The organism is Citrobacter sp. XY323 (genome assembly GCF_025106035.1).
Classification (GTDB): Bacteria; Pseudomonadota; Gammaproteobacteria; order Enterobacterales; family Enterobacteriaceae; genus Citrobacter; species Citrobacter braakii.
Genome location: NZ_JANYUK010000001.1, coordinates 174,171 through 198,880, shown reverse-complemented (window position 1 = coordinate 198,880; position 24,710 = coordinate 174,171). Strand labels below are relative to the sequence as shown.

The window sequence follows — 24,710 nt, the reverse complement described above, 5'->3', positions numbered from 1 at the left end:
AAACAATAAATTACAGCGCCTTCATGGTGCCTTTCGGCAGAACGGCAGCTACGAAATCACGTTTAATAACCACTTCAGTGGTGTCGTTCAGCGCGATAGCGATGTAGCCAGATTCTGCTACTTTGGTCACGCGACCCACCAGACCACCGTTAGTCAGCACTTCATCGCCTTTCGCAATGGAGTTCATCAGATTTTTGTGTTCTTTGGTGCGCTTTTGCTGCGGGCGCAGGATCATGAAGTAGAAAATCAGACCAAACACCACCAGCATCAGAATCAGAGACATCGGGCTGCCCTGCGCCGGAGCACCTGTTGCCGCTACCGCATCAGAAATAAAAAAGCTCATTCAAATTCCCTCATTATTAAAATTAATCAACGTTCACAGGTGGAACTGGTCTACCCTGACGTTGGTAAAAATCGGTCACGAAGCTCTCTAATTTACCCTCTTCAATAGCCTTGCGTAAACCCGCCATCAAACGCTGGTAGTAGCGAAGGTTATGAATCGTGTTGAGTCGCGCGCCCAATATTTCGTTGCAACGGTCGAGATGATGCAAGTAAGCGCGCGAATAATTGCGACAGGTGTAGCAATCACACTCAGCATCGAGCGGACTGGTGTCGCTTTTATGTTTCGCGTTACGAATTTTTACCACGCCGTCAGTCACAAACAAATGACCATTACGGGCATTTCGCGTTGGCATCACGCAGTCAAACATATCGATACCGCGACGTACGCCTTCAACCAGATCTTCTGGTTTGCCGACGCCCATCAGGTAACGAGGTTTATCTGCCGGAATCTGTGGGCATACATGCTCCAGGATGCGGTGCATATCTTCCTTCGGCTCACCGACAGCCAAACCGCCGACAGCGTAGCCATCAAAACCGATGTCTACCAGACCTTTAACGGAGATATCACGTAAATCTTCGTAAACACTGCCCTGAATGATGCCAAAAAGCGCATTTTTGTTGCCGAGGCTATCAAAACGATCCCGACTGCGCTTCGCCCAACGCAGAGACATCTCCATCGAGCGTTTAGCATAGTCCCAGTCGGCCGGATACGGTGTACATTCGTCGAAGATCATGACGATATCGGAACCGAGATCGTATTGAATCTCCATTGATTTCTCGGGATCGAGGAAAATCGGATCGCCGTTGATCGGGTTACGGAAATGCACGCCCTGCTCGGTAATCTTACGGATATCACCCAGGCTGAAAACCTGGAAGCCGCCGGAATCGGTGAGGATTGGCCCTTTCCACTGCATAAAATCGTGCAGATCGCCATGCAGTTTCATGATTTCCTGCCCCGGGCGCAGCCACAGGTGGAAGGTGTTACCGAGGATAATCTGCGCGCCAGTTGCTTCAACTTCTTCCGGCGTCATGCCTTTCACAGTACCGTAAGTACCGACCGGCATAAAAGCAGGTGTTTCTACTACGCCACGATCAAAAACCAGGCGGCCGCGGCGAGCGCGACCGTCTGTGGTATCCAGTTCAAATTTCATCTTAACTCCTGCGTCAGAAAAACAGTCCGACGTTTTAAATACTCATATCGCGGATTTATTCCCCGACACGCTCAGAAATAGCCTGCGGATTGTACGTGATAAACATCGCATCACCGTAACTAAAAAAGCGATATTCCGCTTTTACCGCTTCATGATAGGCGCGCATGGTGTTTTTATAACCAGCAAACGCGGAAACCAGCATGATCAGCGTTGATTCCGGCAGGTGGAAGTTGGTTACCAGGGCATCAATCACCTGATATTTATAGCCAGGATAAATGAATATTTGCGTATCGCCGAAAAACGGCTCGATAAGGTCGTTTTTGGCCGCCTGTGCCGCGCTTTCCAGTGAACGTACGGAGGTGGTGCCCACCGCAATCACGCGGTTGCCGCGCGCTTTCGCCGCCAGCACAGCATCAACGACATCCTGCGGCACTTCCGCATATTCGGAGTGCATGATGTGATCTTCGATGGTGTCTACGCGCACCGGCTGGAAAGTCCCCGCGCCCACGTGCAGCGTGACGAACGCCATTTCAATGCCTTTATCGCGCAGCTTAGCCAGCAGCGGATCGTCAAAGTGCAGACCCGCAGTCGGCGCGGCGACCGCACCCGGTTTTTCGCTATACACGGTCTGATACAGCTCGCGGTCGGCGTCTTCATCCGGACGGTCAATATACGGTGGCAGCGGCATATGGCCGATGGCGTTAAGGATATCCAGCACGCTGCGCTCGTCGTTAAACTCGACTTCAAACAGCGCGTCATGGCGTGCCACCATCGTTGCTTTAATACTTTCGTCGTCGCCCAGCAGCAGCTCGGCCCCAGGTTTCGGCGCTTTCGAGGCGCGAATATGCGCCAGAATACGTTTGTCATCCAACATACGCTCGACCAGCACTTCAATCTTGCCGCCGCTAGCTTTACGGCCAAACAGACGCGCCGGAATAACGCGGGTGTTGTTAAAGACCAGCAAATCGCCAGGGTTGAGCTTATCGAGCAAATCGGTGAAAGTACCGTGCGTCAGCGCGCCCGTCGGCCCGTCCAAAGACAGCAAGCGGCAACTACTGCGCTCAGCTTGCGGATAGTGGGCAATCAGGGATTCGGGTAGTTCAAAGGTGAAATCGGTAACGCGCATGACACTGACTCAGACTAAAATAAGAGGCGGGTAGTCTAGTGCCGGGGCGTCCTCCCTGCAACCTTTACCCCTCAAGTTAAAAGACATAATCTATACACAAAATCATTCAAGATGCATCGAGGCGGCAACTGAATGAGTCCCCGGGAGCTTACTCAAGTAAGTGACTGGGGTGAGTGAAGGCAGCCAACAAAGAGGCAGTTTGAAGGATGAAGTGGATATGAATTTTCTTGCACATTTGCATCTGGCTCACCTTGCCGACAGCTCGCTTTCCGGCAATTTGCTGGCCGACTTTGTCCGGGGCAATCCGGAAACGCACTATTCGCCTGACGTGGTAGAAGGCATCTTCATGCACCGTCGTATCGACGTGATGACCGATAACCTGCCGCAGGTGCGTGAAGCCAAAGAGTGGTTTCGCAGCGAAACGCGCCGTGTCGCGCCGATTACGCTGGACGTAATGTGGGATCATTTTCTGTCGCGCCACTGGTCGGAAATATCCCCCGACTTCCCGCTGGCGGACTTTGTGCGCTATGCTCGCACCCAGGTGACCACTATTTTGCCTGAATCGCCACCGCGCTTTATCAATTTAAACAACTATATATGGTCAGAGAAATGGCTTGAGCGCTATCGGGACATGGATTTTATCCAGAACGTCCTGAATGGCATGGCCAGCCGCCGCCCACGACTCGATGCCCTGCGTGACTCATGGTATGACCTGGATACGCATTACGATGCGTTAGAGGAACGGTTCTGGCAGTTTTATCCGCAAATGATGGAACAGGCGCAGCGTAAAACCCTTTGACTACAGCCCGTATTAGCCGCCGGATAAGCAGTAGCCGCCATCCGGTAAAAGATTGATAGACAAAACCTGTCTCATTGATTGCCAGCGCCTCTTTGTCTTATTCCCGAACACTCTCTATACTGGCCCGCGTTGCGTTCCAAAAAACCCCTTAACATTGCAGGAGAATTATATGGTACTGGTAACTCGTCAGGCTCCGGATTTCACAGCAGCTGCGGTACTGGGTAGCGGTGAGATCGTTGAAAACTTCAACTTCAAACAGCATACCAACGGTAAAACTACCGTTCTGTTCTTCTGGCCGATGGACTTCACCTTCGTTTGCCCGTCTGAACTGATCGCTTTCGACAAACGTTACGAAGAATTCCAGAAGCGCGGCGTGGAAGTTGTTGGCGTTTCCTTCGACTCTGAATTTGTCCACAACGCATGGCGTAACACCCCTGTCGACAAAGGCGGCATCGGTGCAGTGAAATACGCAATGGTTGCTGACATCAAACGCGAAATCCAGAAAGCCTACGGCATCGAGCACCCGGAAGCGGGCGTTGCTCTGCGCGGTTCTTTCCTGATCGACGCTAACGGCGTTGTTCGCCACCAGGTGGTTAACGATCTGCCGCTGGGTCGTAACATCGACGAAATGCTGCGCATGGTTGACGCGCTGCAGTTCCACGAAGAGCACGGCGACGTTTGCCCGGCACAGTGGGAAAAAGGTAAAGAAGGTATGAACGCGTCTCCGGACGGCGTAGCAAAATACCTGACCGAGAACGTTTCCAGCCTGTAATTGGCATGAATCGTAAGAGGCCCGCAAATGCGGGCCTCTTTTATTGGTTTATGTCGGATTACCCTTTTTCACTTCACGCCAGATTCGCCACGCCATAAGCGCCAGTACGGCGACCCCAAGAATTAACGCCCCCCACACCAACAGCGTTTTCCACTGGCTTTGTTGCTCAGCTACTGACGTTGCCGTCAATCGCGCTTCACCACCAAGCGCCACGCTCTCCTGAAGAGTCGCCCACGGTAGATAATCTATCTCCTGCGATTTACGCAGCGACGCCGGGATCAGCATATCGAGACCAACATCTGCCTTTTTCGCCGCCCGGTTTCCCCACGCCAGCATATAAGGCCCTTTGCCCTGCGTATTAAACACCAGTTGATAACTGTCGCGCATACCGCTCAACTCAGGCAGCCTCTCTGGCAACCGGGCGTTAATGGTCGTCATCCGGACGGCCTCAACCAACTGACCGGAAAGACGAATATCTTCCGCACTCCTCCAGTCCAGATTGTAAAGCATGGTTTTTGTCAGCGGCTGCCAGGGCTCTTTTTCAGCGCTGCGCCAGGCCAGTTCCACCGGTAAAACACCTTCACTTTCCAGATCGATGCGAAGCGAGGTCAGCGGCTGGGGCTGCGCCCATCGCCAGACGGCTTCGTCATCCGAAACCTTAATCCCCTGGGCTTCAATCACGATACGCTCGGATTCCGGCTCGCTGCTGGCCGCTATCGCGCTCACGCTGTTTAACGTCAGCGCCGGACTTTGCGAGTCGAGGATCACCAGCAGGTAGCGAGTCGCCTCCACAGAAAGCGTGAGGCTGGCGCTGATGGTGTCCATTTTCAGGCGATCGTTATCACGTGTCAGATCCATTAACGGCGCATCTTCCTGCACGGGTCGCCAGTAGCGCAAATCACTGCTTGCATAAACCGAGGCTTTCCCTTGCCAGTTGCCCGCCTGCGAGTCCCAGTTCAGGCGTAACTGCGCCAGTGAAAAGGCATCTTTCGTCTCTTCCGGGAGCGTCAGTAAATAGCTCTGGCCGAGCGCTTTGACATCATCACTTTGCAAATGAATTTCAATGCCGCTCTTCGAGCGTAAAACAATAGCGTCTCCGCCTCGTTGCCCCTCCTCACGCGGCGCAACCGGTGACATATCAAGCGGGAAAAAACGCAGCGCCACTGCCTCTGGCGTAACGGGCTGGGTTTTCTGCGCCACCAGAGTAAACGGCACCGTCTCCCCCAGATGGTTAAAGACCCGGACATCGCGCAAATCCGCCCAGGCGGTACCCGGATACACCGCCGGAGGTAGCGAAACGCGATACCACGGCGATGTGCCCGTAGTTTCCAGCGTCACCCCCGTTACGTAGTCCGCCGGAGACTCTTTCACTTCATCGCTGCTTACCGCCGCGCCTGTCGCGCCTGTCGCGCCCAGCAGTACGCTGCATAACACCGCTTTCATCCATTTCATTTTTCTTCTCCAGCTTTGGGCGGTAATGGTGAAAAATACCCGATAATCAACACCAGAATGGCCACACCGATAAACGCAACCGCGCGCGCCAGGCCGCCGCCTCCTGCGCTGTCCACCAGCATCAGTTTCACAATGACTATCCCCAGCAATACCGCGCCACACAGCCATTCCCGACGCGAGCGGCGCCGGGTCGCCCGCAGCATCACCACCAATGCCGCCAGCATCCAGAACAGAGCAAAACAGGTTTGAATCAGCCGTGAATCCCATAGTGCGTCTACACGCCACGCAACCTCGCCATACCAGGACAATGCGCGCAGCAGCACACCATTGAGCCACCAAAAGCTGAGCGCCATCAGCGCCACAACCGGCCATGGGCGACATACCGAAAGCTGCACCGGGAAATAGCGTTCAGACGCGCGATAAAACACCACCAGGCCCAGTAGGGCAAAAGCTGCGCCCTCTTCCAGCGGGTTGAGCAACGGCAGATAAGTCTGACGATAAACTACGCCATCTTGTAAATTGGTCAGCACGAGCAGACCGACCAGCACCAGCACAACGGGAACCATCGCCTGAACAGAATAGAGGGTAGGCCAGATGCGAAACGGCCAGATTTGTCGATGAACAGACTGATAAATCAGGAAAATAAGCAGCCCGCCAGCCGCCATCATCAGGCCGCTACCCCACGCAGCCCTTCCCCACGGCAGCCCCTGCGCGAACCAGAACAGCTCAACCGCGAGCGCCAGTAAAATCACCCAGAAGAACGATAAATGCGCCAGTCTGGAAAGCATTGGCGGTAATATTTGTGCGTCACGCCAGAGCAGCGCTACCGCAACAATTAGCGCCGCGCACCAGGCCAGATTCGGCCAGCCCGCCGCAAAAATCTGCTGTACAGCGATCTGATACATCAGCATCACCAGCATCATCGGCCACAGCAGCCATTTACTGGCATCCAGCTCCCGCCACGCCAGGCGACCCGCGATACTTCGCCAGCCCCAGCTCGATACCGCCATTAATGCCAGCACGCCAGACAGTACCCACCGCTCCTGTTTCAGAGCGAGTTGCGATGCCGCAACGAGCGCAATGATCCAGAAAACCAAACCACCAGCGAGTAGCGCCCAACTGCCCTGCATCCAAATGTTGCGCCATAGCCATGCAGCAACCAGCCAACTGAGGCTGAGCACGGCAAAAATCAGCATGACTGAGAGCGCGGTTGTTCCGTTCGCCAGCGCCCATAGCGCGCTGCCCACGGCCAGCACGAGCAGCGCCGTACCGCTATAACTCATGCGTCGTTGCTGTTGTTGCACGCCCAGCCAGAGGATCCCAAGCCCCTCCAGCGACCAGGCCATCGCCGTCCAACGGGCTGAAAGCGCCAACGGGATAGCAAGAGTGGTAAACGCACCACCGAGCGCCAGGGCGGACAATACCAGAGGTCTCCCCAGAGAAGAGGAACGGCGCAACGCAAACTTTGCTAACACCAGATAGAAACCACCGTAACCCAGCGCACTAAGCGCCGGACCATAAGCCATATGCCGGGTAATGGCATACTGCATTCCAAAACCGATCAGCGGTGGGGCAAACAGCAGTACGCCGTCAATAATCTGTTTGCCTTTTTCCTGCGCCCGGAGCGACAACGCCACGCTCAGCACGCCAAAAATAATCGTGTTGGCGATCAGGAACAGTTGGCAACTCAGGTAATACTCTGGTCGATAGCCCTCCAGGCCCCACACCCCGCCAACGCCGAAGGTGAACAGCAGGCCAAGCAGATTAAGCTCCCGCCAGTGCTGCCAGATGCTGATGGCGAGAATGCCGACCGAGAGCAGAAGATAGAATGAGAAGAGCGCGACATGACTGCCGCCGCCGGTGGAAAGCAACAGCGGCGCAAGATAACCGCCAAGACTTGCCAGCATCGCCAGGCTGAGCGCCTTTTGCAGAATAGCCAGCCCCACACTCGCCGCACAAATCACCACCAGCAGCGCAAATGCCAGCGTCATTGGCAGCATTTGCCACAGCCGGAACGCGCCAAAGACGGTGAGATAGAGTGCTCCGGTAGCTCCCCCCTGTAATATCAGCGCATAGATCGGTTGCTTATGCCGCAACCGCCAGCCCAATGCCAACAGCACAATAGAGAACAGCGCGGCCGCCACCAGACGCAGCTCCAGCGGAAACAGAGAATGTTCGACCGTATAACGCAGCAGGAAAGAAAGCCCCAAAAACAGGAGCAAAATACCGAGCTTTGCCAACGGGTTACCCTGCATAAACCAGCGCACCAGCGATGACATTACCCCGCCAAAAGCAGAAGGCCGCTCGACGTCGGGCGTAGATACCGCCGCATTATCCGGCTTCGGCTGTGAAGCCCACGGGTTAACGGGCTCAGGCGGCGGCTCAGTTACTGGCTCCGGCGATACGCTGCTCATCGCAGCCGTTGGCGCATCGGCAGGAACAATATCTTTTGCTGCCATTGGCTCAACGGCGCTGGTCTGCGCCACACCGCGCAGCTCCAGCTCCTCTACCCGACGGCGCAAGACCACCAGCTCAGAACGTACAGCCGCACTGCGTCTGAATGCCACGATCGCGAGGCCAGGAACTACTACCAGCGCGAAGAATAATACAATGCAGCCAAGGGTTAGCAGCTCATCCATGTTTCCACCTTCACTGTATAAAGACAGACCAGAATGACACAAATTGTTGCAGTTGCGCCATATCGGTTAACACGATGAACCGCTTTTCAGAATAGACAATCAGCCCCTGCGTTTGGCCAGGGGCTGTGATGAGGGATTAAAACGCGAAGCAGGAGCAGCCAAGCGCGCCCCAGAAAGCCCGGTCATCTGACACCGGAATTGCCGATTTACGCGCTATATCATGCTGATGACCGTGTACGCCGCAGCTGCCGCAGCACTGGTGCATCTGCACCATTGCGCCAATTTTCGCCGCAGCAGGCGGCGCTAAGCGATAGTGCCCCGGCACTTTTACCACCGGCGACCAGTCAGGTACAACCGGGATGGCCGGCGGCGCCAGCGGAGTGAAATGCCCGGCCGCATACACCACTTTGCCATCGACAATGGTCATTACCGACTCTATGCCTTTGATCTCCTCTTCCGGCACACTGAAGTAATCTTTAGACAGCACCACCAGGTCGGCCAGTTGGTCTTTCTCGATGCGCCCTTTCTTACCCTGTTCGCTGGAGAACCAGGCGCTACCGGCCGTCCACAATTCCAGCGCCACATCGCGCGGCAGGCGATTGTTATCATCGTACATCGCCATCCCTCCCACAGTACGTCCCGAAACCAGCCAGTAGAGCGCTGTCCACGGGTTGTAGCTGGCCACGCGGGTGGCATCAGTCCCCAGCCCTACCGGAACGTCAGCCGCCAGCATTTTCGCCACCGGCGGGGTATGTTTGACCGCATCTTTGCCGTAGCGATCGACAAAATATTCGCCCTGGAACGCCATACGGTGCTGAACAGCGATCCCGCCCCCCAGCGCTTTTACGCGCTCGATATTCCGTTCGGTAATCGTTTCAGCGTGATCGAAGAACCAGTGCAGGCCATTGAACGGGATATCGCGATTCACCTTCTCGAATACGGCGAGCATTCGGCTGATGGATTCATCGTAGGTGGCGTGCAGGCGGAACGGCCAGCGGTGCTCCACGAGGTGGCGTACCACGCGCTCCAGCTCATCTTCCATACCTTCCGGCAGATCCGGGCGTGGCTGGAGGAAGTCTTCAAAATCCGCGGCCGAGAAGACCAGCATTTCCCCTGCCCCATTGGCACGGTAGAAGTCGGTCCCCTGCCCTGGTTTGAGCATATCGGTCCAGCGTTCAAAGTCTTCCAGTTCCTGCTGCGGACGCTGGGTAAACAAGTTGTAGGCGATGCGCACCGTCATCTGTTTGTGGGCGTGTAACTGCTCAATTATCTCGTAATCTTCCGGGTAGTTCTGAAAACCACCGCCTGCATCGATGGCGCTGGTCAGCCCTAGACGGTTCAGCTCGCGCATAAACTGCCGGGTCGAGTTGACCTGCATTTCCAGCGGCAGTTTTGGTCCTTTTGCCAGCGTCGAATAAAGGATCATGGCGTTGGGTTTGGCGATCAGCATCCCGGTTGGGTTACCGTTGCTATCACGCACAATCTCACCACCCGCCGGGTCCGGCGTCGCCTTGGTGTAGCCGACTGCTTTCAGTGCGGCACGGTTCAGCAAAGCTCTGTCGTAGAGGTGCAGAACAAAAACTGGGGTATCCGGGGCCGCTTCATTCAGTTCTTCGAGGGTTGGCATGCGACGTTCGGCAAACTGGAATTCGCTCCAGCCGCCCACCACGCGCACCCATTGCGGCGATGGCGTTCTGTCAGCCTGCTCTTTGAGCATGCGTAGCGCGTCCGCCAGCGACGGAACGCCTTCCCAACGCAATTCCAGGTTGTAATTCAGACCGCCGCGAATGAGGTGCAGGTGCGAATCGTTCAGGCCCGGGATCACCGTATGCCCTTGCAGATCGACAACCTGCGTCCCGTCGGTGGCAAAACTCATGATGCGATCGTGGCTACCGGTCGCCAGGATCTTACCATTGGCGATCGCCACCGCCTCGACCTGCGGGTTTTGTCTTTCGAGAGTATGAATTTTTCCGTGAGTCAGAATCAGTGTGGCAGTTTGAGACATAACAATCTCCTGAGAAACCGGTCAGGCTTTTTTCAGCCATCCGGCAAACAGACGGGTTACGATGGGCATCCAGAACCAGACCACCAGCGCAACCACACAGGCATCATTGATCAGATGCAGGAGTAACGAGTCCTTCATGGCAGGCAGCACAATGCCGGTCAACCACGGCACCAGATTGGTGCTGGGAAAAATCACCAGCAGGGTTATCAGAAACTGTTTCCAGCGCCTGGGCTGACGTACATGGGGCGCGGGCGGCGTAAACCAGAACGCCGCTTCGGTGCGGATTTCAGTTTTATCCCCTTCCGCCAGCAGCGGGGCAATCTCTTCGACCAGCACGCGGCGCGTATCGGACTGGGTCCAGTTATACAGATGCTCAAGCGTGTCGAAGCGGATAATGATGTTCCACAGATTGTTGCCATCTGCTGGACGAATCACATTCGCCCCCAGATGACCGGGAAACTCGGCCGCCACCGGCATGATTTTCCCCAGCCACTGCTCATACCGCTGCGCTTGTTCAGGCAGCAGGGTGTGGGAAATCACCAACGTCACATGTTTGTTCTGCGCCATAAAGGGTTCCTTGTGGAGAGGAAACAGGCCCGCTTAGGCCACGGAAGCAATACACAAAATCATTCATGGCGCATCGAAGCGGCAAGATTGTCTAACCCCGGAAGCTGACAAAGTGAGTGACCGGGGTACGCAAACGATGCCTACAAAGAGGCAACATGAAGGATGAGGTGTATTTAGGCTTTACGTTCCGGCGCGCCATGCACCATGGTGTAGGCGTAATCCACGCCCATACCGTAGGCGCCGCTGTGCTCACGTACCAGATCCATGACGGCGTCGTAGGTTTCTTTGCGGGACCAGTCGCGCTGGTACTCGAGAAGAACCTGTTGCCAGGTCACAGGTACGGCACCCGCCTGTACCATGCGGTCGATAGAACGCTCGTGGGCATCCACGGACGTGCCGCCAGAAGTGTCAGTTACCACATAAACTTCGTAACCCGCTTCCAGCGCCATCAGCGCCGGGAAAGTCAGGCATACTTCGGTCCACAGCGCGGAGATAATCAATTTTTTACGCCCGGTCGCTTCCACGGCTTTCACAAACGCCGCATCTTCCCAGGAGTTCATCGAGGTGCGTTCAATTGGTTTCACATCAGGATGAACCGCTAACAATTCCGGCCAGATATAACCGCTAAAACTTTTCGTTTCCACAGAAGTATAAATCACCGGAACATTAAATATTTTCCCGGCCTTCGCTAATGCCACGGTATTATTTTTCAAAGTCTGGCGGTCAATATTCGCCACACCAAATGACATTTGCGGCTGATGATCAATAAAAATAAGCGTTGAGTTTTGAGGGTCAATCAGTTCCCGAATAGACATAGCACACCTTCTTAATCAATAAGTTAAAAGGCAACGGTCTGTATCTGCCGTCAGCAGCAGGATCCTGAATCAGAAAGCTTGTTGAGTATAGCGGGAAATTTCTAACGAGTTATTAAAGAAAACTTACCATCCAGTGAAACTATTAATTTTGTGTTGCGATATATCCTAAACAACATCAAAAAAATGCGCATGACTCATCTAATTTATTCACTGGCATTGTTTTTCTCCATTCGGTACAACAGAGGGGTTTAATTTTCAGGATATTTTCTGCTTATGCGCATCAATCTGGATGTTTTGCTAATTCTCGACGCACTTGATAAACAGGGTTCATTTGCCGCGGCGGCGGAATCGCTGTTTAAAACCCCTGCAGCACTCAGCTATATGATTCAAAAGCTGGAAAGTGATTTGAATATCGAGTTGCTTGACCGTTCCGGTCACCGGGCAAAATTTACCGACACCGGTCAGATGATGCTGGAAAAGGGACGTTTGCTGCTGAGTGCGGCAAAAGATCTCGAAAAGCAGGCGGTGCAGCTGAGTTCAGGCTGGGAAAAAGAGCTGGCGATTGCGCTGGACGACTCCTTCCCTTTCGCCTCGCTGTTGCCCATTATCGATGAATTTCACGCGCTAAATAAGCAAACCCGCCTTAACTTCACCCACCATACGCTGGCGGGCTCCTGGGAGGAGCTGACGCATAATGGAGCAGATATTATTTTGGGGGCGATTAATGAACCGCCTACGTCAGCGGCCTGGTCCTACAAAATGCTTGGCACGCTGGACAATGTGTTTGTCGTTGCGCCTGAGCATCCGCTGGCCGCAGCACCGGATGGCCTGACTAACGAACAGCTGTGCCTGCACCGGGCGATTGTCATTAGCGACAGCGCCCGCTTTTGTCATCCGTTACAAACCAATCTGATGGAGGAGCAGGCGCAGATTCGCGTTGATGATTTCCACAGTAAGGTGATGCTACTGCGGGCCGGCTTGGGCTGCGGATTTCTCCCCCGCCATATTGCTAACCCGTGGCTTGCCACGGGCGAGCTGGTGGAAAAAACGGTCATCTCATTTCGCCAAAAAGACGTGGCCTATATGGCCTGGCGCAATAACCGCGATGGACTGGCGCAGCGCTGGTGGCGGGAAACGCTGATGGCAAGCCCGGATGTTACGCACTTATATATCAATGACCCATCCACACCGAGGCGGAAATCGCCGGCAGCGTCAGGATATCCTCGGCAAGCACGCCTTTGCCCTCCTGGTGCTGCCATTGGCTGACGCTCAGTAATGGCGAGGCTGGCAGGACCACTTCACAGGCGTGGCCACGGTTAATCGCCACCAATACGCGCTGGCGGTTTAGCACGCGTACAAACACCACCACGTTATCCTCGGCGTAAATCACCTGACAACCACCATGGCGCAGCGCCTGGCTCTGGTGGCGTAATGTTGCCAGCCGCTGATACAACGCCAGCAGGTTAGCGTCCTGTTTTTCAGGCTGCCACGGGAATGGTTTGCGACAAAACGGATCGTTGTTCCCATCCAGTCCCACTTCGTCACCGTAGTAAATACAGGGCACACCAGGCCAGGTAAACAGCCACACCACCGCCAACGGTAAACGTGCGACGTCTTTACCGAGCAGAGATTTAAAACGGGCGGTATCGTGGCTGTCGAGCTGGTTGAACATCCGCAACTGCTGCTGATGCGACAAACCCGCACGATAGTTATCCATCCACGCCATACAGGTCTGGGCGTCAATGAATTGCGGATCGTATGAGATATCGGTATTGGCGAGAAATCCCCATATCGGGAAGGTAAAACCGCGATAGTTCATGGCGGCATCTTCCGCGTCGGCCTGCAACCATTGGCGCGCGTCGCCAAAATGCTCGCCCACCACATACGCCTCTGACTGGGTCTCTTTCGCCGCCTGCGTAATTCCGGCCACGTGCTGCAGGTTGTTATGCGCACCACCGGCCTCTCCCAGCATATGCACCACGTCAAGACGCCAGCCGTCCATACTCCACGGCGCTTTCAGCCAGTGGCGAACGATGCTGTCTTCGCCGCGATAAATTTCATTCACCAGGCTTTCAGAGGAAAAGTCCAGCTTGGGCAGGCTGGAATACCCCAGCCAGTCGAGCGCGACGCCGTCGGCTGAGAAATGATACCAGTCGCGCCAGGGGGATTGCGGATTATGGCACGCGCCATCCGTTCCCCGATTATGTCGGTCAAACCAGGCGTGTGAATCGCCGCTATGGTTAAAAACACCGTCGAGAATCAGGCGCATCCCCTGCTGTTGGGTGGTGTGACGCAGGCGCAGCAGCGCCCTGTCGCCGCCAAACTGCGGATCAACATGACGGTAATCTTCGGTATCGTATTTATGCACACTCGGCGCGGTAAATACCGGATTCAGGTACAGCGCCGTGACGCCTAACGTTTTCAGATACGGCAGCTTTTCGCTGATGCCGTCCAAATCGCCGCCATAAAACGTGGAGCCACCGGCCTGGGCCGTAAGCGGTTCATCCCACTCGCGCCGCACAATATCGTGTCCGGCGGCATGGTGGTAATAGACGTTATCCTGAGTCGCTTCACGCGACTGGCTGCGGGCAAAACGGTCCGGGAAAATTTGGTAAAAAATCTGATCGGCGACCCACTGCGGACCGTTATCCGGCACATCAACAGCAAACTGCTCCAGACGCGCAGGCGGAAAACGGCTGAATCCCTGCGGGGTAAACCACAGCTGACGATCGAGCCAAAGTAATTTAAAGCTATAGCGTCGACGAGGCTGTCCGCTGGAGAGATCGATCGCCGCTCTCCACGCGGTCATGCCCGGTTGCGGCTGGCTGCGTTGCTTGTGCATACCCAGCGAAATCTCTTCGTTATCGTTTTCTGCGCGTAGCGTCACCCGCTGGGGTGGATTTTCCCCCGCCAGCCATAATGTAATCGTCAGTTGATCTTTGTTTTGCTTAACAAATGGGGCAACCGGAAGGTGCCAGGCGTTCAACATCACGTATCCCCTTTGATGATAATGACGTCACCTTGCCATAGCGAAGTGCAGGATCACTCATCATCTTAACGTTTATTGGGGGAGGAGTGTGGGGGAGGAGAAAATTGCCGGGTAACATTAAGCTACCCGGCAAAAATATTACTGCGCTTCAGCCAGTTGGCGCTCGCGACGGCGCTTGAAAACCCAGCCGGCAAGCAGCAGGATAATCCACGCAAAGCCGACGTATAGCGAAATGCGGGTATCCGGATGATAGCCGATAAGCGCGATGATAAAGACCAGGAAAATCAGGCCAATGACGGTCGTCACAACCCCACCCGGCACTTTAAATTTCAGCGCCTTAACCTCTTCCGGCGGCAGACGACGACGGAAGGCAATTTGTGACAGCAGGATCATAATCCACACCCATACCGTTGCGAAGGTCGCCAGAGAGGCGATCACCAGGAAGACGTTTTCCGGCATGATGTAGTTAAGATACACCGCAAACAGCAGCGCGATAGTCATCACCATCACCGTCACCCATGGCACGCCACGACGCGACGTCTTGGCGAATATTTTCGGCGCGCTGCCCTGCTCCGCCATACCATGCAGCATACGCCCCACGCCAAAGACGTCAGAGTTGATGGCCGACAGCGACGCGGTCAGGACTACGAAGTTGAGGATCCCGGCGGCAAAGGTAATCCCCATATGCTGGAACGTCAGAACGAACGGGCTACCGTCAGTGCCGACCTGGTTCCACGGGTAAATAGACATGATGACGAACAGCGTCCCCACGTAAAACACGAGGATACGCATCGGTACGGAATTGATGGCGCGCGGAATAGATTTTTCCGGGTCTTTGGCTTCGCCAGCGGTAATCCCGATAATCTCAATCCCGCCGTAGGCGAACATCACCATTTGTAGCGACATCACCATGCCGAGCCAGCCGTTACTGAAGAAACCGCCGTTGCTCCACAGATTATGGATACCAGTAGGCTGTCCGCCGTTACCAATCCCCCAAATGATGATGCCAAAACCGGCGACAATCATGATGATAATGGTGGCGACTTTAAAGAACGAGAACCAAAATTCCAGCTCGCCAAACACCTTCACGCTCATCAGGTTGATGGCGCAGATAATCAATACCACGCTGAGTACCCAAATCCAGTGCGGTACGGCCGGGAACCAGACGCCCATGTAAATACCAAAGGCAGTCACATCGGCAATGGCGACAATCAGGATTTCAAAACAGTAGGTCCAGCCGGTTATGTAGCCTGCCAGCGGTCCGAGGTTTTCCTGCGCATAGCGCGAGAAGGAGCTGGCAGCAGGGTTATGAACGGACATTTCGCCCAGCGCGCGCATAATGATATACGCCGCTACGCCGCCGATAATATAGGCCAGCAACACGCTTGGCCCCGCCATTTTGATGGCATCGGCCGAGCCGTAGAACAGCCCGGTACCAATTGCTGAACCTAATGCCATAAAGCGAATGTGCCGGGTGCTCAGCCCACGCTTTAGCTTGTTATTACTTTCCATCGATTCCTAACCTGTTAACACAATAAAAAACCACGGGGCCATGTTAATAGCCCCGTGGTTAAAACTTATTGTCAGTGATATTAGTGTGCGCTGGAGGTCACTTGTCGACCCGCTGCACGATCCCAGATAACTGCCAGGACCACCATCACGACTGTTGGCATCAACCACGCCAGCCCCTGCTCCGCCAGCGGTAAACGCTGGGTCCAGGCCGGTAACACGTCGCCAATTGCAGAAGCTTTAATGCCATCAAGGATACCAAAAATCAGGCTGATAAACATCGCAGGTGCAATGACGCGGGAAGAATTATGCCACCATGAGCGGGTAAAACTTAATACAACCAGTGCGATACATGGCGGATAGATAGCCGTCAGCACCGGAATAGAGATCTGAATCAGATGGCTCAGACCCAGGTTAGAGACCACCATCGAGAAGCCGCCGAGGATAAATACCAGCGTACGATAAGACAGTGGAACGTACTGGGCAAAGAACTCTGCGCACGCGCAGGTCAGGCCAACAGCGGTGACCAGACAGGCGATGAAAATCAACGCCGCCAGCAGGAAGCTCCCTGCGCCACCAAAGGTGTGCTGAACATACGCATGCAGAATTGCCGCGCCGTTAGCAGATTGATCGACCAGAATTGCACTATCTGAACCCAGACGGAACAGCGCGAGATACAGCAGCGTTAAGCCCACACCCGCCATCAAACCCGCCCAAACGGTATAACGGGTCAGCAGACGCGCTTCAGTAACGCCACGCGAGCGAGCGGCGTTGACGATAACAATACCAAATACCATCGCGCCCAGCGTATCCATGGTCAGATACCCGTTCACGAAGCCATTAGAAAACGCCGCAGTTTGATAGGCTTCCATCGCATTGCTGATCGGGCCTGCTGGCCAGACGATTGCGGCGACAGACAGGACCACCAGCGCTAGGATTTTCAGCGGAGCCAGGAAATTACCAACCGTATCCAGCAGTTTGCCCGGATACAGCGAAACCAGAATCACAATCGCGAAATAGACCACGCTGTAGATAAGCAGTGGCAGCGCGGAGTCACCGGTCAGCGGTGCAATCCCGACTTCGAAAGAGACCGTCGCGGTACGCGGCGTAGCAAATAACGGTCCAACAGCCAGATAGCACACGGTCGCCAGCAGCAAACCAGCGACTTTACCGATAGGCGTGCTCAGTCGGTCCACACCACCACCGACTTTCGCCAGCGCGACAACGGTAAGTACCGGCAGGCCAACGGCGGTAATCAAAAAGCCAAAAGCCGCAGTCCAGACGTGTTCACCTGCCTGCAAACCAACCATTGGGGGGAAGATGATGTTACCTGCACCAACGAACAGTGCAAATGTCATAAATCCCAAAGCGATAATATCGCGCGATTTTAACTGATGGGTCATAAAGTCTTACTGCCTGTGGATGTGGTGTTGAAAATAATAAATTTTTGCCTTTCCCTGGGGGACAATACAGCGGCATTTTTGCTCAATTCCAGCGGGAAACACTCCCAGACTGGCGCGGCGAAGAATAGTTTTTCGATTTACCGCGTAAATGCAGTCGGTATGACAGCACCTGGAGCGCAATTTAAACGCTTATAACGTTTTAAAGCAAGGTGGGATCCCAAAACCAGAACAATATAGCGATATGAAAAATGGGGTTAGCACAAAACACCATTTCATGGAAAAAGGTATGGGTAATAGTTCGAACAAAAAACAACCAAACGTCGTAAAATTCAGGATGCTTATATTGACCGCATAGAAAAAGCCAGCTTGCGCTGGCTTTTGGAAAGATTATCTTACGAATGCGCCTTAACCGTTAATTTTGGCAATTAAACGTTCCGGGATCACGAAACTAAATCGCGTCCCAACGCCTGGTTCGCTTTCGATACTCAAGCGACTGTCGTGATGATGCAGCGCATGCTTAACGATGGCCAGACCAAGTCCGCTGCCGCCCGTTTGCCGTGATCGCGCCTTATCCACACGATAAAAACGTTCGGTTAATCGTGGAATATGCTCGGCGGCAATGCCTGGACCGTTGTCTTCCACGCAAAACTCCGCCCCCGACGCCACATGCTGCCAGCGTACGGTAATGTGCGTTCCCGCTGGCGTATGGTTCACCGCGTTGTAGACGAGATTCGAGATAGCGCTACGCAACTGCTCCTCGTTACCCCGCACGTTCAGGCTGTTATCAACATCAAAGGTAAACGTATGTTTTTGCTGGCTCAGCGTTTGCGCTTCGTGTTCGAGCACGCGCAGCATCATGGGCACATCGACCTTCTCATTCAGCAGTAGCGTCGGCGCAGCCTCAATTTTTGACAGCGTCAGCAGCTGTTTCACCAGCCCTTCCATGCGATACGTTTGTTCGCGCATGGTATGCAGCGCTTTTTCACGCGTCGTCCCTTCCAGCGGATGCTCCTGCATCATTTCCAGGTACCCTTGTAACACCGTCAGAGGCGTACGCAGTTCATGGCTGGCGTTGGCGAAAAAGTTACGTCGTGAACCTTCCAGTTGATGCATCTGGGTAACGTCGCGTGCCACCATCAGCAGTTGCTTATCGGTATAGGGCATCACGCGAATTTCCAGATGCCGTCCGGTATTGAGTACCAGATTGATCGGTCGGCTAAAATCGCGCGTTTTCAGATATTGTGTAAATTCCGGGTAGCGCAACAGGTTAAGAATATTTTGCCCGCTATCGTCCGGCCAGCGCAGTCCCAGAACCTGCTGGGCCAGTCCGTTACACCAGAAGATACCGCCTTCTTCAGTGGTCAGCACCACCGCGTCGGGTAGCGATTCCGCCCCGCTGCGAAAACGTTTAATCAGATTACCCAGTTCACGACGGCGCTTTTTGTTGCGCAGTTGCATTTGATGCAGCCCGTACAGCAACGGCTCCCAACTGCCTCGCCCCGGCGGCGGCGTCATGCTTCTGTCGACCCATAGCCACCAGGACAAACGTAATAAATTCCAGAAATGCCAGATAAGCAGGCCCGTTACCGACGCCAGTAAAAACCAGGGCAGGTAACCGAAAAAAGCGCTAAGGATAAATGCCGGTATGCAGCACAGGATCAGCTCCAGTACCAACCTTTTCCATGACAATCGTTCTAGCAAACGTCTTACTCCCTATACGGCCTAATCCTTCAGGCCCTGATTCTTGTCAGTCAGAAGCGGGTTGAAAAACGATATCCCGTCCCGCGAACCGTCTGCACCATACGATCGTGTCCGCTGTGCTCCAGCGCCTTACGTAAGCGGCGGATGTGCACATCCACTGTCCGGTCTTCCACGTACACATTGGTTCCCCAGACATGATTGAGGAGTTGCTCGCGACTGTAGACACGCTCGGGATGAGTCATAAAGAAGTGCAACAATTTGAATTCGGTCGGCCCCATATCCAGCGGATCCTCGCCGGTCATCACGCGGTGCGAGGTGGGATCAAGGCTTAGCCCCTGCATCTCTATAACCTCTTCCACCGCCATCGGTGAAATACGACGCAGAACTGCTTTAATACGCGCCACCAGCTCCTTGGGAGAAAAAGGCTTGGTAATATAGTCATCCGCGCCGGTTTCCAGCCCGCGGACACGATCTTCCTCTTCCCCCCTCGCCGTCAGCATCATCACCGGGATATCCCGCGTCATCGCTTCGCGCTTGAGATGTTTAATAAACTGTAGACCCGAGCCGCCTGGAAGCATCCAGTCAAGCAGGACGAGATCCGGCCAGGGTTCATTGAGTTGGTTCACAGCACTGTCATAGTCTTCGGCTTCAACGGGTTGAAATCCGTTTTGCTCGAGCACGAAGCAGACCATTTCACGAATTGGAGCTTCATCTTCTACGACCAGAATACGTCTCGCCATGATTTGCCCTGTTTGTAATTAAATCGTTTGCCATCAATACAGTGCCATTATGCGTCAGTTTTATGACAGATTTATGAAAAGATAGTCCAGGTTTAACGCAGCCCGGCGAATTATGACAGCCCGGAGACAAGATATTCCCACTCGTGAAGGGTTATAATCCCCGCCATTGTTTTACCGTCATGGAACTCTTATGCGCATCCTTCACACGTCTGACTGGCATCTGGGCCAAAATTTCTACAGCAAGAGCCGCGCCGCCGAGCATCAGGCCTTTCTCGACTGGCTGCTGGAAACGGCACAATCCCAGCAGGTGGATGCCATTATTGTGGCAGGCGACATTTTCGATACCGGCTCACCGCCTAGCTATGCCCGTGAGCTGTATAACCGTTTTGTCGTCAAACTGCAGCAAACCGGCTGTCATCTGGTGGTGCTGGCAGGCAACCATGACTCTGTCGCCACGCTCAATGAATCCCGCGATATTCTGGCGTTTCTCAACACCACGGTGGTTGCCAGCGCTGGCCATGGGCCGCAGATACTGCCGCTACGCGACGGTACGCCGGGGGCGATCCTGTGTCCGGTGCCTTTTTTACGTCCGCGCGACATCATCACCAGCCAGGCCGGGCTGACAGGGCAAGAAAAACAGCAGCATTTACTGGGCGCAATCACCGACTATTATCAGCAGCAGTATCAGGATGCCTGCACGCTACGCGGCGACCACAATCTTCCCATCATTGCGACCGGGCATTTGACCACCGTCGGAGCCAGTAAAAGCGACGCCGTACGTGACATTTATATCGGTACGCTGGACGCCTTCCCGGCGCAAAACTTCCCACCGGCAGACTACATCGCGCTGGGACATATTCACCGGGCGCAGGTTATCGGCGGCACGGAACATATTCGCTACTGCGGCTCGCCGATTGCCCTCAGTTTTGACGAGTGCGGCAAAAGCAAATGTGTACATCTGGTGAGCTTTGACGCGGGGAAACTCAGCGCCGTTGAAAATCTCACCGTGCCGGTTACGCAGCAGCTTGCGGTACTGAAAGGCGATTTAGCCGCCATTACTACCCAGCTTGAGCAGTGGCGCGGCGTGCAGCAAGAGACACCGGTGTGGCTGGATATTGAAATCACCACCGACGACTACCTGCATGATATGCAACGTAAGATCCAGGCCTTAACCGAAGATTTACCGGTAGAGGTGCTACTGGTGCGCCGCAGTCGTGAACAGCGCGAACGCATTATGGCCAATGAACGACGTGAAACGTTAAGCGAGCTGAGCGTGGCAGAGGTTTTTGACCGCCGCCTGGCGCTGGAAGAACTCGAAGAACCGCAGCGTGAGCGGCTTAACCAGCTGTTTAGCACAACCTTACAAACGCTCGCCGGGGAGGCTGAAGCATGAAAATTCTCAGCCTGCGCCTGAAAAACCTCAACTCCCTGAAGGGAGAATGGAAAGTCGATTTTACGGCAGAACCGTTTGCCAGCAACGGGTTGTTCGCCATCACCGGACCAACGGGTGCGGGGAAAACGACCCTGCTGGACGCAATTTGCCTTGCGCTGTACCACGAAACGCCGCGCCTGAATACCGTGTCACAATCGCAAAACGACCTGATGACCCGCGACACCGCGGAGTGTCTGGCCGAGGTCGAGTTTGAGGTGCGGGGCGAAGCCTACCGCGCATTCTGGAGCCAGAACCGGGCACGCAATCAGCCGGAGGGCAATCTGCAGGTCCCTCGCGTAGAGCTGGCCCGCTGCTCCGACGGTAAAATCCTCGCCGATAAGGTCAAAGATAAGCTGGAGATGACCGCCGAGCTTACCGGGCTGGATTACGGACGTTTTACCCGTTCGATGCTGCTGTCTCAGGGGCAGTTTGCCGCATTTCTCAATGCCAAACCGAAAGAACGCGCCGAGCTGCTGGAAGAGCTGACCGGCACTGAGATCTACGGCCAAATCTCCGCCATGGTATTTGAAAAGCACAAATCAGCGCGTACGGAACTGGAAAAATTGCAGGCCCAGGCCAGCGGTGTTGCGCTGTTAACGCCAGAACAGCTGCAATCCCTGACAGAAAGTTTGCAGGTACTTACTGACGAAGAAAAACAATATCTTACCTGCCAACAAGCCCAGCAGCAGCACCTCAACTGGCTCATGCGGCAAAATGAGCTACAGGCGGAGATAAACCGCCACCAGCAGGCATTACAGGCTGCACTTCAGGCGCAGGAAGACGCGCAGCCGCAACTGGCGGCGCTGAGTCTGGCACTCCCGGCCAGAGCGTTACGCCCACACTGGGAGCGAATCCAGGAACAAACGGCTACGATTGACCGTACGCGACAGAAGATTCAGGAAGTGAATGCTCGCTTACAAAGCAGCTTAGCGCTGCGCGGACGTATTCGTCAGCAGGCACAAACGCAGTCAGCCGCTATGCTCGCCGGACAGCAAACGTTAACCGACTGGTTGAAGGAACATGACCGCTTCCGCTTGTGGAGTAGCGAACTGGCAGGATGGAAAGCGCTGCTGGCCCAACAGTCCGACGCCAGCGTCCAACTGCGCCAGTGGCAGCAGTTGCGAGAGAACGACACGCGCAAGCTCGATGCGCTGGCGCTTCCCACGCTGACCCTTTCGGTACAACAGGTAACGGAAGCACTGGCGCAACATGTGCAGCTTCGTCCGTTACGCCAGCGGCTGAGTAATCTGCACGGGCAAATCGCCCCGAAGCAAAAGCAACTGGCGCAGCTACGCGCCACGCTTGTGCAGCGTCAGCAGGAGCTGGCCCAGCGCAATGCGGTGCTTACAGAAAAGCGTCAGCGCTATAAAGATAAAAATCAGCAGCTTGCCGATGTGAGAATCATTTGCGAGCAGGAAGCCCGCATCAAAGATCTGGAAAGCCAGCGGGCACTATTGCAATCCGGCATGCCTTGCCCACTTTGCGGCTCCACCACGCACCCGGCGATTGAGCGCTATCAAACGCTCGAACTGAGTGTGAATCAGACACGGCGTGAAGCGCTGGAAAAAGAGGTCAAAACGCTTGCCGATGAGGGTTCAACGCTACGCGGTCAACTCGAGGCGATAACCCAGCAACTTCAGCGCGATGAACGCGAAGTACAAACGCTTTCTCAGGAAGAGCAAGCACTTACTCAAGAGTGGCAGACCGTCACCGCCAGCCTCAACGTGACGCTGCAACCGCAGGATGACATCGCCCCGTGGCTTGCCGCCCAGGAAGAGCACGAGCAGCAGCTTCACCAGTTGAGTCTGCGTCATACCCTGCAGGCGCAAATCACCGCACACACAGAGCAGATTACTCAGCTCCAGCAGCATATTGACCAGCGTCAGGCAACGTTAACCACCGAGCTGGCCCGTCATGGTCTGTCCCTTCCGACCGAGGCTGAAGTCGCCTCATGGCTGAGCGAACGGGCGAACGAAGCGCAAATGTGGCAGCAGCGCCAAAACGAACTGACTGAATTACAGGCTCGAATCGCCCAGCTTGCGCCGGTGCTGGAAACGCTGCCTGAAACCGATGCGCTTGGTGAAAACATTGAGAATCTGTCGCTGGAAAACTGGCGGCAGGTGCACGACGATTGCCTCTCTTTACAGGGGCAGTGGCAAACCTTACAGCAGCAGGAGGCGCAGGACGTTCAGCGCGCTGCAGAAATTCAGGCGCAGTTTGATACCGCATTGCAGGCCAGCATCTTTGCCGATCGCGACGCCTTTGTTGCCGCTCTGCTGGATGAAGAGACCTTTAACCGTCTTGAACAATTGAAGCAATCACTGGAAAGCCAGCGACAGCAGGCGCAAACGCTGCTTAATCAGGCGCAGCAGGCGCTGGCGACTCATCAACAACAGCTACCAACCGGGGTGGATCTCACGCTCACCGTGCAACATCTTCACGACGCGCTGGCGCAACTCACCCAGCAGCTACGGGAGAACACCACTCGTCAGGGCGAAATTCGCCAGCAGCTCAAGCAGGATGGTGAAAACCGCCAGCAGCAGCAGGCGCTGATGCTCGAGATTACGAAAGTCGCACAGCAGGTCGAAGACTGGGGCTATCTGAACGCGCTGATTGGCTCGAAAGAGGGAGATAAATTCCGCAAGTTTGCCCAGGGGCTGACGCTGGATAATCTGGTCTGGCTTGCCAACAACCAGTTGACCCGTCTGCACGGTCGCTATCTGTTGCAGCGCAAGGCCAGCGAAGCGCTGGAGCTGGAAGTGGTTGATACCTGGCAGGCCGATGCCGTGCGTGACACGCGTACGCTTTCCGGCGGCGAGAGCTTCCTCGTGAGTCTGGCGCTGGCGCTGGCGTTGTCCGATCTGGTCAGCCACAAAACGCGAATTGACTCCCTGTTCCTCGACGAAGGTTTCGGCACGTTGGACAGCGAAACGCTGGATACCGCCCTGGATGCGCTCGATGCGCTCAACGCCACTGGCAAAACCATTGGTGTCATCAGCCACGTTGAAGCGATGAAAGAACGCATTCCGGTGCAGATCAAGGTCAAAAAAATCAACGGACTGGGCTACAGCAAACTCGATAAAATGTTTGCAGTTGATGCCTGATAGCAGCTCAGTACCTGGAGGCCGGATATGCGCCAGCGCTATCCGGCACGGCACATAGCACGATCGTGAATACACAAAGACGGATATGAAATGGCATTCCACTTCGCTTATCCGCAAGCTATCTCTATTGGCGGCGAACGTTCGCCGCTATGGCGCATATCGTG

At 54.8% G+C, this 24,710-nt stretch carries 18 protein-coding genes; 5 read left to right on the top strand and 13 right to left on the bottom strand.

What is annotated here, in order from left to right; translation table 11 throughout:
• Positions 1–10: 10 nt before the first annotated feature.
• Genes yajC through queA form a run of 3 tightly spaced genes read right to left on the bottom strand, consistent with a single transcriptional unit; the run spans position 11 to position 2,619 of the window.
• Complete coding sequence (gene yajC, locus N0B36_RS00910) at positions 11–343, bottom strand: preprotein translocase subunit YajC (RefSeq protein ID WP_003021544.1); 333 nt, start codon at positions 341–343, stop codon at positions 11–13.
• Positions 344–365: 22 nt separating this feature from the next.
• Positions 366–1,493: a tRNA guanosine(34) transglycosylase Tgt gene (gene tgt / locus N0B36_RS00905; RefSeq protein ID WP_003021535.1), complete on the bottom strand. Its 1,128-nt coding sequence runs from the start codon at positions 1,491–1,493 to the stop codon at positions 366–368.
• A gap of 55 nt (positions 1,494–1,548) precedes the next feature.
• Positions 1,549–2,619: a tRNA preQ1(34) S-adenosylmethionine ribosyltransferase-isomerase QueA gene (queA, locus tag N0B36_RS00900; RefSeq protein WP_048212442.1), complete on the bottom strand. Its 1,071-nt coding sequence runs from the start codon at positions 2,617–2,619 to the stop codon at positions 1,549–1,551.
• 217 nt (positions 2,620–2,836) lie between these two features.
• Between queA and acpH the strand changes: the two genes are divergently transcribed.
• Entirely contained in the window at positions 2,837–3,418 is a 582-nt protein-coding gene (gene acpH / locus N0B36_RS00895; RefSeq protein ID WP_016152027.1) for an ACP phosphodiesterase, read from the top strand.
• A 169-nt stretch (positions 3,419–3,587) separates the two neighbouring features.
• Entirely contained in the window at positions 3,588–4,190 is a 603-nt protein-coding gene (locus tag N0B36_RS00890; RefSeq protein WP_003021524.1) for a peroxiredoxin, read from the top strand.
• A gap of 48 nt (positions 4,191–4,238) precedes the next feature.
• On the opposite strand, the gene N0B36_RS00885 is transcribed toward N0B36_RS00890, so the two are convergent.
• From N0B36_RS00885 to N0B36_RS00865, 5 genes are all read right to left on the bottom strand, one after another.
• Positions 4,239–5,642 (bottom strand): DUF3999 domain-containing protein, encoded by a 1,404-nt coding sequence (locus N0B36_RS00885; RefSeq protein WP_259685334.1) that lies wholly within the window; start codon positions 5,640–5,642, stop codon positions 4,239–4,241.
• A complete protein-coding gene (locus N0B36_RS00880; RefSeq protein WP_259685332.1) occupies positions 5,639–8,281 on the bottom strand; it encodes a DUF2339 domain-containing protein in 2,643 nt (880 codons plus the stop codon). The genes N0B36_RS00885 and N0B36_RS00880 overlap by 4 nt, the downstream gene beginning before the upstream one ends.
• Before the next feature lie 136 nt (positions 8,282–8,417).
• The gene (locus tag N0B36_RS00875; protein ID WP_259685330.1) at positions 8,418–10,286 is read right to left on the bottom strand and encodes an amidohydrolase; all 1,869 of its coding nucleotides are present in this window, start codon (positions 10,284–10,286) and stop codon (positions 8,418–8,420) included.
• A 21-nt stretch (positions 10,287–10,307) separates the two neighbouring features.
• Positions 10,308–10,853 carry an antibiotic biosynthesis monooxygenase gene (locus N0B36_RS00870; protein WP_259685328.1) on the bottom strand — a complete coding sequence of 182 codons (546 nt, stop codon included), beginning with the start codon at positions 10,851–10,853 and terminating at the stop codon, positions 10,308–10,310.
• A 173-nt stretch (positions 10,854–11,026) separates the two neighbouring features.
• Complete coding sequence (locus N0B36_RS00865) at positions 11,027–11,668, bottom strand: hydrolase (RefSeq protein WP_003021513.1); 642 nt, start codon at positions 11,666–11,668, stop codon at positions 11,027–11,029.
• Positions 11,669–11,941: 273 nt separating this feature from the next.
• Here N0B36_RS00865 and N0B36_RS00860 point away from each other — a divergent pair, with 273 nt between their 5' ends.
• A complete protein-coding gene (locus N0B36_RS00860) occupies positions 11,942–12,934 on the top strand; it encodes a LysR family transcriptional regulator (protein WP_409065449.1) in 993 nt (330 codons plus the stop codon).
• Here N0B36_RS00860 and malZ read toward each other — a convergent pair.
• From malZ to phoB, 5 genes are all read right to left on the bottom strand, one after another.
• Positions 12,840–14,657, bottom strand: a complete 1,818-nt coding sequence (gene malZ, locus N0B36_RS00855) for a maltodextrin glucosidase (protein ID WP_259685322.1) — start codon at positions 14,655–14,657, stop codon at positions 12,840–12,842. The two genes, N0B36_RS00860 and malZ, sit on opposite strands and share 95 nt — an antisense overlap.
• Positions 14,658–14,795: 138 nt before the next feature.
• Positions 14,796–16,169: a proline-specific permease ProY gene (gene proY / locus N0B36_RS00850; protein ID WP_216403687.1), complete on the bottom strand. Its 1,374-nt coding sequence runs from the start codon at positions 16,167–16,169 to the stop codon at positions 14,796–14,798.
• Positions 16,170–16,249: 80 nt separating this feature from the next.
• Entirely contained in the window at positions 16,250–17,569 is a 1,320-nt protein-coding gene (gene brnQ, locus N0B36_RS00845) for a branched-chain amino acid transporter carrier protein BrnQ (protein ID WP_016152017.1), read from the bottom strand.
• Positions 17,570–17,974: 405 nt separating this feature from the next.
• Complete coding sequence (phoR, locus tag N0B36_RS00840; protein WP_029139432.1) at positions 17,975–19,270, bottom strand: phosphate regulon sensor histidine kinase PhoR; 1,296 nt, start codon at positions 19,268–19,270, stop codon at positions 17,975–17,977.
• Positions 19,271–19,320: 50 nt separating this feature from the next.
• Positions 19,321–20,010, bottom strand: coding sequence for a phosphate response regulator transcription factor PhoB (phoB, locus tag N0B36_RS00835; protein WP_003021496.1), 690 nt, complete (start codon positions 20,008–20,010; stop codon positions 19,321–19,323).
• Between the two features lie 190 nt (positions 20,011–20,200).
• Between phoB and sbcD the strand changes: the two genes are divergently transcribed.
• Entirely contained in the window at positions 20,201–21,403 is a 1,203-nt protein-coding gene (sbcD, locus tag N0B36_RS00830) for an exonuclease subunit SbcD (RefSeq protein ID WP_200051351.1), read from the top strand.
• Entirely contained in the window at positions 21,400–24,546 is a 3,147-nt protein-coding gene (gene sbcC, locus N0B36_RS00825) for an exonuclease subunit SbcC (RefSeq protein WP_259685310.1), read from the top strand. Before sbcD ends, sbcC begins: the two co-directional genes overlap by 4 nt.
• The last annotated feature ends 164 nt before the right edge of the window (positions 24,547–24,710 follow it).

Excerpts from the sequence above, each read along its gene's own strand:
- yajC (WP_003021544.1), bottom strand. The coding sequence starts at position 343 with ATGAGCTTTTTTATTTCTGATGCGGTAGCGGCAACAGGTGCTCCGGCG.
- tgt (WP_003021535.1), bottom strand. The coding sequence starts at position 1,493 with ATGAAATTTGAACTGGATACCACAGACGGTCGCGCTCGCCGCGGCCGC.
- queA (WP_048212442.1), bottom strand. The coding sequence starts at position 2,619 with ATGCGCGTTACCGATTTCACCTTTGAACTACCCGAATCCCTGATTGCC.
- acpH (WP_016152027.1), top strand. The coding sequence starts at position 2,837 with ATGAATTTTCTTGCACATTTGCATCTGGCTCACCTTGCCGACAGCTCG.
- N0B36_RS00890 (WP_003021524.1), top strand. The coding sequence starts at position 3,588 with ATGGTACTGGTAACTCGTCAGGCTCCGGATTTCACAGCAGCTGCGGTA.
- N0B36_RS00885 (WP_259685334.1), bottom strand. The coding sequence starts at position 5,642 with ATGAAATGGATGAAAGCGGTGTTATGCAGCGTACTGCTGGGCGCGACA.
- N0B36_RS00880 (WP_259685332.1), bottom strand. The coding sequence starts at position 8,281 with ATGGATGAGCTGCTAACCCTTGGCTGCATTGTATTATTCTTCGCGCTG.
- N0B36_RS00875 (WP_259685330.1), bottom strand. The coding sequence starts at position 10,286 with ATGTCTCAAACTGCCACACTGATTCTGACTCACGGAAAAATTCATACT.
- N0B36_RS00870 (WP_259685328.1), bottom strand. The coding sequence starts at position 10,853 with ATGGCGCAGAACAAACATGTGACGTTGGTGATTTCCCACACCCTGCTG.
- N0B36_RS00865 (WP_003021513.1), bottom strand. The coding sequence starts at position 11,668 with ATGTCTATTCGGGAACTGATTGACCCTCAAAACTCAACGCTTATTTTT.
- N0B36_RS00860 (WP_409065449.1), top strand. The coding sequence starts at position 11,942 with ATGCGCATCAATCTGGATGTTTTGCTAATTCTCGACGCACTTGATAAA.
- malZ (WP_259685322.1), bottom strand. The coding sequence starts at position 14,657 with ATGTTGAACGCCTGGCACCTTCCGGTTGCCCCATTTGTTAAGCAAAAC.
- proY (WP_216403687.1), bottom strand. The coding sequence starts at position 16,169 with ATGGAAAGTAATAACAAGCTAAAGCGTGGGCTGAGCACCCGGCACATT.
- brnQ (WP_016152017.1), bottom strand. The coding sequence starts at position 17,569 with ATGACCCATCAGTTAAAATCGCGCGATATTATCGCTTTGGGATTTATG.
- phoB (WP_003021496.1), bottom strand. The coding sequence starts at position 20,010 with ATGGCGAGACGTATTCTGGTCGTAGAAGATGAAGCTCCAATTCGTGAA.
- sbcD (WP_200051351.1), top strand. The coding sequence starts at position 20,201 with ATGCGCATCCTTCACACGTCTGACTGGCATCTGGGCCAAAATTTCTAC.
- sbcC (WP_259685310.1), top strand. The coding sequence starts at position 21,400 with ATGAAAATTCTCAGCCTGCGCCTGAAAAACCTCAACTCCCTGAAGGGA.